The sequence below is a fragment of the Actinopolyspora mortivallis genome, assembly GCF_003001495.1.
In the GTDB taxonomy this organism is placed as follows: Bacteria; Actinomycetota; Actinomycetes; order Mycobacteriales; family Pseudonocardiaceae; genus Actinopolyspora; species Actinopolyspora mortivallis_A.
Map to the genome: position 1 here is coordinate 332824 of NZ_PVSR01000001.1, position 17651 is coordinate 350474.

Annotated in this window: 9 protein-coding genes; 7 read left to right on the forward strand and 2 right to left on the reverse strand. The window is 68.0% G+C overall.

Annotation, left to right across the window (positions count from 1 at the left end; all coding sequences use genetic code 11):
• The first annotated feature begins 19 nt into the window (after positions 1–19).
• A complete protein-coding gene (gene drmB / locus CEP50_RS01540) occupies positions 20–1927 on the forward strand; it encodes a DUF1998 domain-containing protein (RefSeq protein WP_106112100.1) in 1908 nt (635 codons plus the stop codon).
• Positions 1924–2709: a DISARM system phospholipase D-like protein DrmC gene (gene drmC, locus CEP50_RS01545; protein WP_106112101.1), complete on the forward strand. Its 786-nt coding sequence runs from the start codon at positions 1924–1926 to the stop codon at positions 2707–2709. The genes drmB and drmC overlap by 4 nt, the downstream gene beginning before the upstream one ends.
• 103 nt (positions 2710–2812) lie before the next feature.
• On the opposite strand, the gene CEP50_RS01550 is transcribed toward drmC, so the two are convergent.
• Together CEP50_RS01550 and CEP50_RS01555 are read right to left on the reverse strand one after the other, a co-directional pair.
• Entirely contained in the window at positions 2813–3667 is an 855-nt protein-coding gene (locus tag CEP50_RS01550; RefSeq protein WP_106112102.1) for a hypothetical protein, read from the reverse strand.
• Entirely contained in the window at positions 3664–7704 is a 4041-nt protein-coding gene (locus CEP50_RS01555) for an AAA domain-containing protein (RefSeq protein ID WP_106112103.1), read from the reverse strand. Before CEP50_RS01555 ends, CEP50_RS01550 begins: the two co-directional genes overlap by 4 nt.
• Positions 7705–8003: 299 nt before the next feature.
• Here CEP50_RS01555 and CEP50_RS01560 point away from each other — a divergent pair, with 299 nt between their 5' ends.
• The 5 genes from CEP50_RS01560 to hypB all read left to right on the forward strand — a co-directional run bounded on the left by CEP50_RS01560 (position 8004) and on the right by hypB (position 17646).
• A complete protein-coding gene (locus CEP50_RS01560) occupies positions 8004–10241 on the forward strand; it encodes a DEAD/DEAH box helicase (RefSeq protein WP_181188152.1) in 2238 nt (745 codons plus the stop codon).
• Between the two features lie 338 nt (positions 10242–10579).
• Positions 10580–12217, forward strand: a complete 1638-nt coding sequence (locus CEP50_RS01565; protein WP_106112271.1) for a serine/threonine-protein kinase — start codon at positions 10580–10582, stop codon at positions 12215–12217.
• 130 nt (positions 12218–12347) lie between these two features.
• On the forward strand, positions 12348–14441 hold the full coding sequence (locus CEP50_RS01570; RefSeq protein WP_106112272.1) for a UvrD-helicase domain-containing protein: 2094 nt from the start codon (positions 12348–12350) through the stop codon (positions 14439–14441).
• Between the two features lie 66 nt (positions 14442–14507).
• The gene (locus tag CEP50_RS01575; RefSeq protein ID WP_106112105.1) at positions 14508–16784 is read left to right on the forward strand and encodes a GmrSD restriction endonuclease domain-containing protein; all 2277 of its coding nucleotides are present in this window, start codon (positions 14508–14510) and stop codon (positions 16782–16784) included.
• 208 nt (positions 16785–16992) lie between these two features.
• The gene (gene hypB / locus CEP50_RS01580) at positions 16993–17646 is read left to right on the forward strand and encodes a hydrogenase nickel incorporation protein HypB (protein ID WP_219905256.1); all 654 of its coding nucleotides are present in this window, start codon (positions 16993–16995) and stop codon (positions 17644–17646) included.
• The last annotated feature ends 5 nt before the right edge of the window (positions 17647–17651 follow it).

A 17651-nucleotide genomic window follows, 5' to 3' on the forward strand; every position in this document is an offset into this window, starting at 1 on the left:
CTTCCGGAAAGGAACTCCGATGACCACCAACCACCGTCGCCGCGTGGGTTCGGTGCGGCCGAGCCACCTCATGTTCACCAGCGGGGTCGGGGCACTGGTCGACATGCCCAACTTCTCCGTGCTGGTGCGCGGACTCGACGACTGGAACTACAGCGAGGTCCGGGGCCGCGAGGACTGGAAACCGATCGCCGAACCCCGGCTGCTGGCCGCCGTGCAGGGCGTCTTCGGCAAGAACGTCAAGGAGCTGCTGCCCGCCCCCTGGCTGGACGGTATGGAGCAGGACCCGCGCGGGCCCGCCTCCCGGGTGGGCGTGCCGACCGTGCCGTTTCCCTCCTGGCTGCGCTGCACTGCCTGCAACGAGCTCGCCCCCGTGGACTCGCGGGCGTTCGGCTTCGAGAACGACAAACCCCGCAGGCCGCAGGACGCCCGGTTCTTCCATTCGGGGTGCGGGGTCAAGAAGAGCGGCACACCGCCGCTGGCCATCGCCGCACGCTTCATGATCTCCTGCTCCGCCGGGCATCTGGACGACTTCCCCTATCCCGAGTTCGTCCACCACGGAGCAGCGTGTTCCAAGGCGGAACAGCCCCGGCTGCGCATGGACGACCGCGGCGGCAACCGCGGCGTCAACGTCGAGATCAGGTGCGTCAGATGCGGCGCGCACCGCAACATGGGCCAGGCCATGGGCCAGCGCGGTGTGCGGAACCTGCCGCGCTGCCGAGGCAGGCACCCCCACCTGAACCGGTTCGACCCGCAGGGCTGTGACCGCGAGCCCACGGTGCTCACGGTCGGGGCCTCCAACCAGTGGTTCCCGCAGAACCTGTCGGTGCTGGCCGTCCCCCGCACCGAGGCCGGCGAACTGGAGACCAAGATCGAACAGCGCTGGAACGCGGTGTCCGTCCTGTCCCCGACGATGTATCAGTACGCCCGGGAGCACGTGCCCGCCTTCCACGAACTCGCCGACTGGAGCGACACCGAGATCGCCGAGGCCGTGGAACGGGTGCGGGCCAGGAAGGACAACGAGAGCAAGGAGGAGAGCGAGGTCGAGCACCCGGACCTGCGCACCCCCGAGTGGGAGGTGTTCTCCGCGCCCGAGCCGCCCGAGCCCACCGACGACTTCGCGCTGCGCCGCGTCGACGTGCCCCCCGAACTGACGGGCCACTACGCCGACGTGGTACAGGCCGAACGCCTGCGCGAGGTCCGGGCGCTGATCGGGTTCACCAGGCTCGACGCGCCCGACCCCGAGGACCCCGACCTGGTCGTCCGCGCCCCGTTGGCCCGGTCCACGCCCCCGCAGTGGGTGCCCGCCAGCGAGGTGCGCGGCGAGGGCGTGTTCCTGCGGGTGCCCGAGGAACTGCTGCGTGACTGGGAGGAGCGTGCTGCGGAGTCGCACGCGATGCACCACCACCGGTGTGCTTACGCGAGGTTCCGCAGAAACCGCTACTCCGGCCGTATCCCCGGGGAGTTCGACGAGATGCGCAACTGGCCCGGCCCACGTTACCTCGCGCTGCACACCCTGTCGCATCTGTTGATCCGCACCATCGCCCTGGAGTGCGGATACAGCTCGGCCAACCTGTCCGAACGCATCTACGCCGGAACCGAGGAGGAGCCGCGCAGCGGGATCCTGCTCTACACCGCCGTGCCCGACGCCGAGGGAACCCTCGGCGGACTGGTCTCGCAGGCCGAACCCGACCGACTGGTGCGACTGACCCGCCGCGCCCTGGCCGAGGCACGACGTTGTTCCTCCGACCCGCTGTGCGCCGAACGACTGCCGGAGTCTCCGGACGACTTCCTGCACGGCGCGGCCTGCCACGTCTGCCTGTTCGTCTCCGAGACCACCTGTGAACGCGGCAACCGGTTCCTGGACCGCAGGTTCGTGGTGCCCGTGGACGAGCACGAGAACCTGGCCCTGTACCGCGAGCTGCCATGAGTGGAGGACCGTCCGATCTGGAGAGCGTCGCCGCAGCGGCCTTACCGCGCCTCGGCGCGACCGCCCTGCGCACGCTGGCCGACCGCATCCAGGAGGGCTGGCCGGAGCAGGCGGTCCTGTCCGGGGTCGGCGCGGAGTACACCGAGACCGCGCGGGCCGTCCTCGACGCGCAGTTCGCGGAGGGGCGCTCGGCCGAGGAGACCGCGGGATTCCTGCGCGGGCTGGCCGCCGGTTACGGCCGCCGTGCCGCCGAGGTCGCGGTCGAACCGGTCTGGAGCGGTCCCGGCACCCATCCGGTTCCGGTGCGTGCCACCGCGCGGGTGCTGGTCGAGCTCATCGAGCGGTCGAACCACGAGCTGATGCTGATGACCTACTCGGCGCGGCCCCACCGGCAGCTGCGGCGGGCGCTGCGCGCGGCGGTCGACCGGGGAGTGGTCGTCACGGTCGTCGTGGAAACCCTGCGCGGGGCGCGGGGCGCGCTCGGCGGCCCCGAACCGGCCGAGGCCTTCACCGGTATCGGCGGCATCGAGCTGTGGCACTGGCCGCCGGAACAGCGCACCGAGCGCGACTCCCGGACCCACGCCAAGATCGCGGTCGCCGACCGGCGTGAACTGCTGGTCTCCAGCGCCAACCTCACCCAGTCCGGGGTGGACCGCAACATCGAGGCGGGGCTGCGGGTGCGCGGCGGAACGGCACCGGCACGCGCCGCCGAACACCTCACCGAACTCAGGACCCGGGGCATCCTCGAACGGCTACACCCGCGGGCCCGCGAAGACGGATGAACCGGCAGGGGCCCGGGACGGAACCCGGTCCCCCTGCCGCCGCCGACCCGCGCCGGGGCGCTGCGGGCTTCCTCGCGTGTTCCCGCCAGGCAGGGACGAAGTGCTACCGACCGACCGGTTCGAGGTGTTCCTCGAGGTCGTTGAGGATCGCCTGGACGGGTCCCCAGCACAACGTCACGCTGTCCCCGTCGAACCTCGGTTGTTTCTCGAGTTCGGCACGCGGGTGGACGAAGTTGCGGTAGTGGCGGACGTTGTGCATGAAGTCCTTCGCGTCGAGTTGGATCCACTCCTTCTCGTATGCGGTATTGAGCATGAGATCCAATCCAGCGCGGCCGAGCTGGGTGTTCTTACCTTTATTCCCTTGGAAACCGTGCTGCTGAATCTTCTCGTCCCGTTCGTTGAAAAGCGAGTACAGCAGTCCCTCGACGAAACTCCCGATGCCGATGATCGCCATGGTGTGGGCACCACTGTCCTGACACAACCGTGTCTCGTGCACACGGTTCATCAGCAGGTCGACCGCCTCCTCGTTCCTGATCAGTCTCCGCAGCCGTCGGTCCAGGTCCTCGGGCACGGAGTAGACCGTCTTCTCCCCACCGGAGTCCAGCGTGCCGAGAACCGGCCGGCCCCCCACGTGGGAGACCACCAGCTGCTCGGGTGCCAACCTGGCGTTGAGCGCCGCGCGGAACTCCTCGGCCGAGCTCTGCCCGTCCTCGTACTCCAACGGGTCGCAGACCCGGCACAGCAGCCGCTCGATCTCGGCACGGTTCTCCTTGCGGTCGATCAGCTGTTCGGTGAGCCAGTCGATCCGGGGGGATCCGTCGTACTCGGGCGGGTTCGACCAGCCTGCGTGCCTGAGCAGCTTCTCCAGCTGGTAGCCCTTGCGTTCGTAGGGGCCGCCGAGGTCGGCGATCACCTCGGCGACTCGTTCGGCGGTCCGGTCGTCCAGCGGTAACGTCAACTCTGCTCCTTGTCGGCTTGTTCCCGCGCGAGATCGACGGCGCGGCTCAGTCGCTCCACGATGCGTGGCCCCCTGCGCTGGAAACCGAGTTCACGCATCGCCTGGCCGATCCGTTCCTCACGGTCGAGGGGCAGGCGGTCGGTCATCAGCCAGCGGCAGAGCTCGACGAGTTCCTCCTCGCTGTACTCCTTGATCGACCGTCTGGGGGCGATCGCGGGACGCGGTCCACGGGGGACGGTCTCCTCGGGCGGGTCGGGTTCCCGGGGCTCCTCGCGCACGGGCGGAGGGGAGGGCGTGTGGTCGGCGTCGAGCATGGCCTGTTCCCAGGCCTTGACGATGCGTTCGGTTTCGCCTTCCCGGTCGGCGAACCAGGCCGAGGACCATACGCGGTGAAACCGCCAACCGAGGTTTTCCAGATGGGCCTGCCGCAACCGGTCCCGGTCCCGCACGCTGTAGGACTTGTGGTAGGTCTCACCGTCGGCTTCGACGGCCAGCACCATCCTGCCGGGCTCGTCCCGGTGGGCCAACGCGAAGTCGATTCGGTAGTGGGAGTATCCCCACTGTGGGTACACCTCGATTCCCCGTTCGCTCAGGGTGTCGTGGATGTCCCGTTCGAGCCCGTTCAACTCGACCTGCTGTTGCCGTCCGACGTGGTTGATCCGCGCCTGGTTCTGGGCGAACTCGAGGTACTGCCGGAGCAGCTCGGTTCCGGTCGGTTCCTTACTGGGGGCCAGGTCATGCGGCCCGAAGGAACTGATCACCGTCATTCGAATCTTGGCACGGCTGACCGCCACGTTCAGGCGACGACGTCCTCCCTCGCTGTTGAGCGGACCGAACCCGGTTCGGGACACGGTTCCGTTGGCCCGTTTGGCCACTCCCGGTGTCAGGATGATCGCGTCCCGTTCGTCGCCCTGGACGCGTTCGAGGTTCTTGACGAAGAAACGTCTGCTGGGCTCGGTGTTCTCGTCGAAGAACTCCTGCAGGTCCGGCCGTTCCCGCAGTGCCCTACGAACGGCCTCGTCGACACGGAGCATGTGCTTCTGTCCCAGGGTGATCACACCGAGGCTCTCGTGGGGACGGAACTCGGCGTGCTCCAGCACCCGCTCGACGACACGATGGACCTCCTCCGGAGCGGAGCCGTCCTGACCGGGAGAGGCGACGCCGTCCACCACCTCGAGAGTGACCGGGGTGTCCCGGTGGGAACCGGGGAAGGTGACCAGTTTGTCGTCGTAGATCTCCCTGTTGGAGAAGGCGATGAGCCGTTCGTCCCGGCTCCGGTAGTGCCACCGCAGCGTCTCCTGGTTGGGAAGCAGCGAACGCATCGTCGTCAGAATGGACTCGTAGTCCCGCAGGTCGCTGCCCTCCTCCTCGTCGTCGTTCTCGGAGGTGTCGTCGAGCATCCGGCCGAAGAAGTTCGTCGGTGGCAGCTGCTTGTCGTCGCCGGCGACCACGAGCCTGCGTCCACGGGCCAGCGAGGTGACCGCGTCGTGTGGTTCGATCTGACTCGCCTCGTCGAACACGACCAGGTCGAACAGCTGTTCCGAGGGCAGCGTGCTGCTGACCACCAGGGGAGACATGGCCCAGCACGGACGCAGCGCCAGCAGCACGTGGGAGGCCCGCTCGACCAGCCGCCGGATGGGCAGGTGCCGGGACTTCTTGTTCGCCTGGTCCCGCAGCAACCGGGTTTCCTCCGGAAAGTCGTCCCGGACCCGGCGCAGCCCGTCGGCCACGCGCCAGCGCACCCGTTGAGCCGAGGTCCTGCGGTGTTCCCGGTCGGCTTCCTGGAACTCGCTGACCGTCCTGGTGCGCTGCTCGCTCTGGAAATCCCGCAGCTGCGGAACCCGCATCTTGAACTCGTCCAGCAGGGACCGCAACCAGCAGTGTCGGAACAGCCCCCAGGTCTCTTCTGCGGTGGCGTTCCGGCGGGCGGCCTCGTCGAGCAGCTCCCTCAGCCCCAGCCGGTTGAACCTGTCCAGCAGCTCGTTGATTCTCGGAAGCTGCCACATCGTGTTCCTGTCGGCGGCCAGTTCGTGCAGTTGCTCGTTGACCTGCTCGGTGGGGCGTGTCTCGTAGTCCGTGAGCTGAGCGCACATCGCCACCGAGGTGAGCTGGTTACGCAGGGTCCGGAAGGTCTCCATGGTCTGTCGCAGGTCCACGACCTCGGCGGGCCGCACCTGACCGCCGCCCAGTTCGTGCCAGTGGTCACGCTGTCGCACGATCTCGGTCAGCTTCGCGTGCAGCGCGCTCTTCTTGGTGATGCCGTCCGTGGAAGCCTTCCGGATCTCCTTCAGCAGCGCCCGGCGCTGTCGCCACGTGAGTGTGCGTCCGTGTCGGACACGTTGTTGACGAGTCGCCGTGGCCAGCCACCAGTCGTCCAGTTGGGTGCCGAAGACGTCCGAGCCGAACGCTTCGACACTGCCGTGCACCTCGTCGAGCAGGTCCAGCACGCGCTGCCATCCGGCGAGGTCGGTGGGCTGGGGGAGACCGGTCTGCCGGAGCAGTGTGCGCATGCCCTGTTGACCGTGCTGCATCGTCTGGCCGGTCAGCTCGTCGAGTTCGGCCATCACCTGCCGGAGGTCGGCCTCGTCCCGGATCTCGGCCTGCCACCACGGTGACTCCCTGCGCAGGATCCGGAGCCCGCCGACATCGACGAACTCGCGCAGTTGCTGCTCCAGCTCGCGCACCGTCCGCGCGTCCAGCCCCTGCAGGGTCTGACCACGAAAAAAGTGGGGTGTCCGGTGCTGTTCCCCCAGTTTCAGCAGCTCGCTCTGCACCTCGTAGGCGCTCTTCTCCCAGGGATCACGACGAGTGTGCAGTTCGTCGGAGGCTGTTCGCAGGGAGGTGCGCCGTTCCTCCAGCCGGTGATGCAGATCCCCGGTTTCCGCCGGTTGTTGCCTGCTGGTGGCGTGCAGACTCTCCTGCAACTGTTGGGCGAGCTGTTTCTTGTTGAGTTTCTGCTGGTGCAGGTCGAAAACCAGATCGTCCAGGTTCACCTCAGCGAGCCGGTTCGTCACCGCTTCGATGGCGGCACGTTTCTCGGAGACGAACAGCACCCGCTTTCCCCGTGCGGCGGCTCCCGCGATGATGTTGGCGATCGTCTGGCTCTTGCCGGTACCGGGTGGCCCCTCGACCAGCACGTGCTGGTCCGCCAGGGCACTGTTGATCACCCGTTGTTGGGAGGAGTCCGCGTCCTGGACCGGATACTCGGAGCTCGGTGCGATCTCGTCCGGTGGTGTGGGAGCGAAACCGCTGCTTTCGTTCAGCACCTTCTCCGTGCTGGCTCGGTGGCCGGCCAGGGCGGCAACGAGCTCGTGTTGGGCCAGCAGCTCGGTCGAGCCGTGGAGATCGTTGACCATCGGCAGTTTCTCGTAGTCGAACAGGCCGATGACCACCGAACGTTCGATCCTGATCTCCATGTTCTGCCGTTCCGCCAGCTCGACCAGCGCCTGGTGGACGCTTTCGAGCTGTTCCCACGGATCCTCGCTGCGTGCCAGCCTGTCCTCGGCCTCGGCGGTGAACCGCTCGCGGTCGATGTCCAGGCCGTACTTGCGGTCCAGGGCGTACAACAGCACCGGATTGAGCTCGACCTCGTCGAGTCGCAACACGAAGTCGTTCTCCGAGACCGTTCGTGCCTCGATCCGCAGGGTGCGCAGCAGCAACGGAGCCCTGGTCGCGGGGACCGGTTCGTTGCCCCTGGTCTGTTGTTCGGTTCGCACCAGCCCGTGGGCGACCTTGCCGACCTCGACGCCCTGCTCCTCCTCGAAGGCGTTGACACGGCGTCGGATCTCGCGCAGTCGCGTGCCCGCCTCCTTGTACGCGGCGGGATCCCGGAACAGGGAACTCAACCGCGTCTCCGAACCGGAGAGCAGCTCACGCAACGCCTCGGAGTCCGCGGAGGTCAGATCCAGGGTCGTTTTCCTCGTGCTCCTGAAGTGCAGCAGTTTGTTCCGCGTGCTCAGGTCAATGAGTTTGTTCGCCCATTCCTCGGCTTTGGCGTGTACCAGTTCCTGTAACTCTTGGTCGTTCTCGGTCGCCATTACCCCGCAGTTCCCATCAGAGTGCCCTGGGCCGTGTGTGACGTTTCGGGCTGATCGGCGTGTGATCAGCCCACCAGGATGCCCCACGAGGCAAGGAACGGCCATAGCCCGAACGGGCGTGATCGCTCGGATCCGTGTGGTGGGTCGTGACGATTCGTGCACGAGGCCGTTCGCCATGTGACTCAGAACTCATGGCGAGTACTCGTTCGGCGGTTGTTCCGTCCAGGATGTCGCGAGAAGATGATGGGCTTTCCGATCGCGCTCGCGCGATCGGTGGACCGCAGGAGGACACCGAGGGGATGGCAGTGCACGAGCCGACCACCGAGGACGACGGACCGGACGCCGAACCCGAGGTCGCCGATCGCTCGCTGGTCGGTGCGCCCGCGCGGGGCATACTGGCCCGGGCCGACAACACACGGGGGGCCGCCGCCCGGCTGCGCTCCGCACCCAAACGGCTGCGTGAGCGCGTTCGCGACCAGCACGCCGAACTCCACCGAGCCGCCGTCTCCGCTCGGCTGGAGCAGACACCCTCGGAGAGGTTGCGCGAGGCCGCCGAGGGCACACTCCGGCTCGACGCGTTGGAACGGGCCGGCTACCGCAACGTCCGGCAGGTGCTGTCGGCTCGTCCGGAACAGCTGCGTCGCCACCCCGGTGTCGGCGAGAAGACCGCCGTCGAGGCGCTGCGTGCCGCGACGAAGCTCTCCGAGGCGGTCGCCCGCGAGACCACCTTCCGGTTCGATCCGGACGGCGGAGGCCCCGAACAGACGGAGCTGCTGGGCACCCTGCGTGCCCTGGAGGACGCCGACGAGGCCGTCGACGAACTCGGAACCAGCCTCGACGACCTGGACGCCGAACTCGACACCGTTCGTCCCGCCGCCGGGCGCGTCGGCAGCAGGCTGCGGATGCTGTTCTCCGGCCGGGGCCGGAAGCAGGCCGCGTTGCGTGCGCTGGCCCAGCTGGAGGACCTGCTCGGACAACCCTGGGTCGAACGGATCACCGACACGGCCCAGCGGGTCGAGGAGGCGGCCGAGGAACAGGACTCCGACGAGCTGTGGCGCGACTACCAGCGGCGTGCCGCCGTCTACAACACGCTGTTGAGCGGGGTCGTCGGTGTCGAGTCCGTCCCGGAGACCTCGGCACGGGGCTTCGTCCCCCGCGAGGTCGAACGCGAAACCTCCGCCGTCCAGCTGGACACCAGCCTGCTCGACGTCGTCCCACGCGGCTACCAGGCCTTCGGCGCCCGGTACGCACTGGCACGCAGGCACTGCATCCTCGGTGACGAGATGGGCCTGGGCAAAACCATCGAAGCCCTCGCCGCGATGGCCCACCTCGCGGCGGGCGGCAGTACCCACTTCCTCGTCGTCGCTCCGGCCGGAGTGCTGGTCAACTGGCTGGAGGAGACACGCAGACACACTCGGCTGAGCGCACGCAGCCTGCACGGCCCGCACCGCGACGCCGAGACCCGGAGCTGGAAGCACGCCGGGGGAGTGGCGGTGACCACCTACGACACCCTGCGCAGGCTCACCGGTCTGGAGGAGGTCACCCCCGCCATGCTGGTCGTCGACGAGGCACACCTGGTCAAGAACCCCGAAGCCAAACGCTCCCGGGCCGTCGGGAAGCTCGTCGGGCGCGCCGAACACACCCTGTTCCTCACCGGCACGCCGATGGAGAACCGCCTCCAGGAGTTCAAGACGCTGGTGTCCTACCTGAACCCTCGGCTCGGTCGGAGGATCCGCGCGGGTGACGTGTTGATGGAAGCCAGGGCGTTCCGCAGTGCCGTGGCACCGGTGTACCTGCGTCGCAACCAGGAGGACGTGCTGACCGAACTCCCCGAAAAGCTCGAACTGGAGGACTGGGTCCAGCTCGGCGAGGCGGACGGAGCCGCCTATCGCGAGGCCGTCGCGGCGGGAAAGTTCGCCGCCATGCGGCGCGCGGCCTACGTCCCCGACAGGTCGGTGCGCTCCGCCAAGCTCGACCGTATGAGCGAGATCATCGAGGAGTCGGCGCACAACGGCTGGAAGGTCGTCGTGTTCTCCTACTTCCTCGACGTGCTCACCAAGGTGGAGCGGCTGCCAGGCGCGATGCGCAAGCTCGACGGCGGACTCGGCGCCGGCGCCAAACAGGAACTGGTCGACGAGTTCAACAACCACCCCGAGCACGCGGTGCTGCCCGCCCAGATCACCGCCGGCGGGGTGGGACTGAACATCCAGTCCGCCTCGGTGGTGATCCTCGCCGAACCACAGCTCAAACCCAGCACCGAGGAGCAGGCCGTCGCCCGCTGTCACCGCATGGGCCAGACCCGCAAGGTGCACGTGCACCGCCTGATGGCCAAGGAGACCGTCGACCAGCGGTTGGCCGAAGTGCTGGAAGGCAAAGCCCGGCTGTTCGACGCCTACGCCCGGGACAGTGCCGCCAAGGAGAGCGACGCCTCCGCCGTGGACACCGAACCGGTGGACCAGCGGCTGCTGCACGACGAGGCGGTTCCGATGGACCAGCGGATCGTCCGCGTCGAACGTGAACGACTGGGCCTCGGCTGAGGCGTCGCCAACCCGGAGAAGGACGTACGAACGGTGGGAGTGGTTCCGCGAAACGACCACACCACCCTACGAACCAGCAGGAAACCATGGTAAGGCTCGGTGTGCTCGAACTCGCCGACGACGGTTCGCTTTCCCCGGCGGAAGGGAACGGTCGGTCGCTCCCGACGGGGAAGAGAGTGCCGCTGGGGGGAAGTGTCCCGCACTCCGGCGGGGCGGCGTTCTCCGAACCGGACGGGTTTCCGACAGCGGCCGACACGGGCGGGAACCGCCTACGCCCCCCGGTGAACACGGACGAGCAGCGGGACCGAAACACGCGCACGGGACTTCGGGGAGGAAGCGTGGCGAAACCAGCACTGATCAACGATCGCTACGAGCTACAGGCCGTTCCCCTGGCCAAGGGGGGTATGGGAGAGGTGTGGGCCGGGCGGGACACCACACTGGACCGCGAGGTCGCCGTCAAGTTCGTCCGTTTCCCCGACCCGGAGACCGACGAGGAACTGGTGAGCCGGTTCCGCCGCGAGTCCCGGATCACCGCGCGACTGCAGCATCCCGGTGTACCGGCGATCTTCGATGTGGGAACCCACGACGGCCGCCCCTATCTGGTCATGGAACTCGTCCGTGGCATCAGCGTCTCCGACCTGATTGCCGAACACGACACGCTTCCCCTGGGGTGGGCGGCGGCGATCGCCGCACAGACCTGTTCGGTACTCACCGCCGCCCATCAGGCCCGGCTGGTGCATCGTGACCTCAAACCGGCCAACCTCATGCTGCAACCGGACGGCACCGTCAAAGTGCTCGACTTCGGACTGGCCGTGGCGCTCGACGTGGCCGACCTCTCCCGGTTGACCCGCACCGGCCAGCCCATCGGCACACCGGCCTACATGGCACCGGAACAGATCCAGAACGCCACCAGCTCCGCCCGCAGTGACCTCTACTCCCTGGGCTGCGTGCTCTACGAGATGCTCACCGGGGTGCAGCTGTTCACCGGTTCCACCGCCTACGCCGTGATGCACAAACAGGTCTATCAGCGACCGACACCGCTGCGTGGACACCGTTCGGACATTCCGGCCGAACTGGACGAGCTCGTCTCCGACCTGCTCGCCAAGGAGGTGGACGACCGCCCCGACAGCGCCCCCACCGTCTACCACAGGTTGCTGCCGTTCACCCACGACCTCGAAACACTGCCCGGAGTGCTCACCAACCCCGACACTCCCAACCCCACCAGAATGTATGCCTCGGTGTTGAGCCGGGGTTTCCCGTCTCTCGACGCAACCGGGACGGTCGTGTCGCGCGGCTCCTCCGGATCGACGCTCGGTGCGGCTCGGTCCCCCGTGTCGGAGGAGAGTCCCTCCGAGGCGACGGCGACGCCCACCCCCTCGGAGATCGACGGTTCCGCAAGAGGGCGGTCCACGATCACCCGCGAGGAGCTGGAATCCGTCAAGAACCGAGCCATCACCCACGCGGAGAGTTCCCGCCACGAGGAGGCGGCCGAACTGTTGCGGGACACCGTCGACACGGGAAGCAGAACGTTCGGCAGCACCGACAGCGACGTCATAGGCCTGCGGCTGGAATGGGCCAGAGTACTGTTCGACGGTGGCCAGTACCAGCGGGCCGGTCCCGTGTACCACGCGTTGGCCACCGACCTGGCACAGCGGGACGGCCTCGACACCGAACTCGTCCTCCACTGTCGGCTGCGCAACGCGACCTGCCACGCCCTCGGCGGTAACCCCGGTCACGCTCTGTTGATCATGAACGGTCTGCTGGCCGACGAACAACGGGTGTTCGGTGACGACCATCCCCGCACACTGGACCTGCGGCGTCAGATCGGGATGATCCAGTTCGGTGCGGGCAGGACGGAGGAGGCCGAGACGACGCTGAGCCGGTTGCTCGACGATCTGCTCCGGACCCACGACCCGGAGCACCCCACCGTCGTCAAAGTGCGCGAACTGCTCGACGGCCTGCCCACTCGCGGGTGATGATCATCGGAGCGGGCCGGTGCTCCCCCCGGCGGGGACCGGCCGGACGTCGGCGGAAAGCGCCCTCGCGGTTCGACGGCGGGACGAAGCGGACGACTGGGCGACACGGGACAGCGGCAGGGAGACACAGGTGGCCCGACTCGGTATCGACAAGGACTTCCTCCACGAGTTCACCAAACTCGAAAAACCGGTTCAGGAGCGAGTGACCCGGGCGCTGACGAAGTTCGGACACGTCAGCCACGCCGGTGCGCATCTGGAGAAGATCGCCGACGCGCGCGATCCCCGATTCCGTTCCATCAGGATCAGCGACTTCTGGCGGGGGATCGTGCTGGCCCCGGACTCGGGGGACAGCTACACCCTGCTCACCGTACGCCCACACGACGACGCCTACGCCTGGGCGAGACGGCACAGGGCCTCGGTCAACGCCGCCACCGGACGCGTCGAGATCCGTGACGTCGCCGCCGTGGAGGACAGCATGCCCGCGCTGTCCCGGATGGCCGAAACCGCACCCACTCGGCTGTTCGACCACGTCAAGGACTCGCAGCTGCGGCGGTTGGGGATCGACGAGCAGACCCTGAGGTTCGCGCGGGTGCTGACGGACTCGACGCAGCTCGACGCGGCCAAGTCCTTCCTGCCGTCCAACCAGTGGGACGTGCTCTTCGGGCTGGCGGCGGGTTACACCCCCGAACAGGTGTGGGCCGAACTGGCCGCCGAGGTGACCGAGGAGGAATTCGACACCGAGGACCTGGACGCGGCCGTGGAGCGCAGTTCCGATCGCGTCGTCCTCGTCGACGGGCCCGAGGAGCTGATGGCGATATTCCGGCACCCACTGGCGACGTGGCGGGTGTACCTCCATCCCAGGCAGCGCTCCGTGGTCGAGGCCTCCTACGGAGGTCCGGCCCGTGTCACGGGAGGTCCGGGCACCGGCAAGACGGTGGTGACGATGCACCGTGCCCACCAGCTGGCCACGGAGGGGGAGGGGACCGTGCTGATGACCACCTTCACCGCGACCCTGTCCGAGTCCCTGCGCACCGGAGTCCAGCTGCTCGTCGAGGACCCCGGTGTGCGCGAACGCATCGACGTGCGTCACGTGGACCAGCTCGCCAACCGGATCTTCCGTGAACACCACGGGCCTCCCACGATCCTGCCCCCGGAGAAGGAACGCCAACTGTGGGACTCCGTCGTCGCGGAGCTGGAGGTGCCCTTCACGGCCGCCTTCCTGGGCGAGGAATGGCGTCAGGTCGTGCTCGCCCGGCGGATCGGCAGCGCCGAGGAGTACCTGAACGCCAAACGCGACGGGCGGGGACGCGCCCTCGGTTCCCGCCAGAAGGCTCGGGTCTGGCAGGCGATCTGGGAGTTCGAGAACACTCTGCGGCGACGGGGAGTGTGGACCTACGAGACCGTCTGCGTCGAGGCGACCAGGCTGCTCGAACAGCGCACCGAGAAACCGTACCGACACGTGGTGGTCGACGAGGCCCAGGACCTCAGCCCGGTGCAGTGGCGGTTGCTGCGCGCGGCCGTGCCCGAGCAGCCGAACGACATCTTCCTGGCCGGGGACACGCACCAGCGCATCTACAACAACCGGGTGAGCCTGCGCGACGTCGGCATCCGGGTGGTCGGACGGTCGAGCCGGCTGACCGTCAACTACCGCACCACCGCCGAGATCCTCGCCTGGAGCCTCGGCCTGCTGCGTGGAGAACGCATCGACGACATGGAGGAGGGGCTCGCCTCCATAGCGGGATGCCGTTCGGAGGTGCGGGGCCGACATCCCCGCCTGCTCGGATTCCCGACCAAAAACGCCGAGACCGAGCACCTGGTGACCACGGTGCGGGAGTGGATGGATGCCGGAGTGCAACCCGGTGAGATCGGGGTGGCGGTACGGTCCCACCGACTCGTTGACACGGTCATGGCCGCCCTCTCCGCCGCCGGAGTTCCCCACGAGAAACTGCTCGGTGCCACCGACGGCACCGAGCAGGCCGTGGCCGTGGGCACCATGCACCGGATGAAGGGCCTGGAGTTCCGTTGCCTGGCCGTGGTCGGAGTGACCGAGCACCACGTTCCCCCGGCCAGCGCGATCACACCGGAGGAGGAGGATCCTGCGGCGCATCGGCGGGACACACAGCGCGAACGCTGTCTGTTGTTCGTCGCCTGCACTCGTGCCCGGGAACAGCTCGTCGTGTCCTGGCACGGAGCCAGGAGTCCGTTTCTGCCCGCCGAGGAGTGACACCGGTCGTGGTCGGGAGTCTTCCGGACACGCGCGGGACAGTCATGACAAGAGGAAAGGGAGACCATGCCCACGCTTTCCACCCTGCTGTACCAGATCGACTCCGGGTCGGTGCTGCTTCCCGAGTTCCAACGCGGTTACGTGTGGAACCGCGACCAGGTGCGGGAGCTGATGCAGTCGCTGTACCGGGGTCATCCGGTCGGTGGGCTGCTCATGTGGGAGACCGACGCCGAAGGAATCTCCGTCCGGGGCGAGACCGGCGGTAACCACGGCCCCCATCTGCTGCTGTTGGACGGCCAACAGCGCATCACCTCGCTCTACGGGGTGATACGTGGCCAACCCCCGGCCTTCTTCGAGGGGGACCAGACCGCCTTCACCGGGCTGTACTTCAACGTCGCCGAGGAGAAGTTCGAGTTCTACGCGCCGTCCAGGATGGCCGAGGACTACCGCTGGGTGAACGTGACCAAACTCTTCCGGGAGAACCTCGGTGAGTACATCACGAGTTTCCAACAGCACGATCCGGACAACCTCGGTACCTACGTGGAGCGGCTGAACAGGCTGCACAATCTGCTGGAGCGGGAGTTCTACGCGGAGAAGATCACCGGCGACGACAAGAACGTCGACACGGTCGTCGACATCTTCAACCGGGTCAACTCGGGCGGGACGAAACTGTCCAAGGGGGACCTGGCGCTGGCCAAGATCTGCGCGCAGTGGAGCGAGGCTCGCGGTGAGATGCGCCGGACACTGCGGACGTGGCAGGAGGCCGGGTTCGACTTCACCCTGGACTGGCTGCTGCGCAACGTCAACGCGGTGGCCACCGGACGCGCCCAGTTCACCGCCTTGGACCATGTCTCGGCCGAGGAGTTCCGGGACGCGTTGCACCGCTCCACCGGCTACATCGGCCGCTTCCTCGACCTGGTCTCCGGTCGGCTCGGGCTGGACCACGACCGGGTCCTGATGGCCCGTTACGCCTTTCCGGTGGTCTCCCGGCTGTTGGAACTCAACGGCGGCCGTTTCGACGACGGTTCGCACCAGGACAAGGTGCTGTACTGGTACGTCCACGCCGCGTTGTGGGGACGGTTCGCCGGTTCGACCGAGTCCTTCCTCCAGCGGGACTACGAAACCGTCGAACGGTCCGGCGTCGACGGACTGATCACCGCACTGGAGCGGTGGCGTGGCGGCAACCTCGACGTACACGCCCACGACTTCGAGGGATCGACCAAGGGATCGCGCTTCTACCCGCTGCTGTACATGCTGACCAGGGTCAAACAGGCCCGGGACTTCGGCAGCGGGATACCGTTGCGCGCCGATCTGTTGGGCAGGAACTCCTCACTACAGGTGCACCACCTGTTCCCCAAGTCGCTGCTGTACCAGGCCGGCTACGAGCGTTCGCAGGTCAACGCCATCGCCAACTTCTGTTTCCTGACCCAGGACACCAACCTGGTGGTGGGCAACCGGCCCCCTGAGGAGTACTTCGCCGAGGTGGAGGAGAAGCACCCGGGGGTGCTGGCCTCACAGTGGGTCCCCACCGATCCCGAACTGTGGAAGATCGAACGCTACCCCGAGTTCCTGCAGGCGCGGCGCGAACTGTTGGCCGAGGCGGCGCAGTCGTTCCTCACCGAGTTGCGCACGGGCGAGACCTCGGCGGACCGGGTGGAGCTGCAACCGCTGTCGATGGCCTCCGAGGAGGAGTCCGACGCCCGGGCCGCCCAGGTCAGCGGGTTGATCTCCGAGCTCGCCGAGATGGGGTGCGCGTATCCGGCCACCGACACCGAGATCGCCGACCCGCGCACGGGACGGCCGCTGGCCGTGGCCGAGGCGTTCTGGCCCGACGGGTTGCAGACCGGTCAGGGCAGCCCGGTGGTGCTCGAACTCGACACCGCCGACGCCGACCTCGCCCGACTGGAGGAACTCGGCTACGAGGTGTTCACCTCGGTGGACGCGCTCCGTGGTTACGTGCGCCGTCGTAACCAGGGTGAGGTCGAAACCTCCGCGGAGAACGCCGACGGCAGCGCCCAGCGCCGCCCCGATCCCGCGCGGGAGCCGTTGGTGGCCGAGTTCGAACAGCGGATGCGCTCGTTGTACGAACGCGCCCGGAAGGAGGCACACTACACCGCGACGTACTTTTTGAGCATGCTCGCCGAGCACGGTGGTCTGGACACCGCGCGCAAGCTGCTGGCCGGGGCGGCCGTCTCGGACGGATTCGCCACGCTCTGGGAGCGTGGCAGGCTCGATCTCACCGTCGAGGCCCTGGTCGTCCAGCCCCGGTTCGCCGAGCTGTTCTCCGCGGAGGAGCTGCGCACCGCCGAACGTCGGCTCGAACAGTTCGGTTACGCCGCCTGAGCCCCCGCGTTGCGACGATGTCATCTCTCCGGGGGAAGGGGTGTGTCGCGGTCGCGGTTCCGGGCCCGTTCCGGAGGATCCTGGGGTGGTGTACGGCCGGGTGCCGTCCGGAGGTCTTCCGAGGTGACGGTGCCGAGTTCCTTGTCCGAGGGGAGTGCGGATGTGCGCCACGTGCGGGTGTGGTGAGGGCGAAACGCGGAGCGGGACCGTGCACGGGCTCGTCGACGGGGACGGGCGCGCCCCGGCGGAGGCCAACCGTGGCTGGTTGACCGAGCGGGGCGTGTTGGCGCTGAACCTGGTGGGTTTTCCGGGTGCGGGTCGGACCACCCTGGTGGAACGCACGCTGGCGGAGAACGGGGCACGGGCCCCGGTGGCGGTGCTGGTGGGAAACCCGGTGCCCGAGTGGGACGCGGAGCGGCTGACCGCCGCCGGGGGTGAGGTGGCGCGGATCGACACGGAGGAGGGCACTCCTCCGGACGCGGAGACGCTGGGTCGGGGTCTGCGTGCGCTGGATCCGACGCGGGGGTCGGTGGTGTTGGTGGACAGCGTGTGCGATCCGGGCCGTCCCGCCCCGCCCGACCTGGGCGAGCACGCCCGGGTGGTGCTGACCGCGGCCACCGAGGGTGACGACGGGCCGGTGAAGTATCCGCACCTGTTCCGCGGTGCGGACCTGGTGCTGGTGAACAAGATGGACCTGCTGCCGTACCTGTCCTTCGACCCGGCGGTGTTCACCGAGCGGCTGCGCGGGGTGAGCCCGGAGGCGGAGATCCTCCCGATCTCGGTGACGGAGACGTTGGGACTGGCGGTGTGGTACGACTGGCTGTCCGAGCGTGTGCACACGCCCGTGGGAGAGGGCGTGTGATCCGG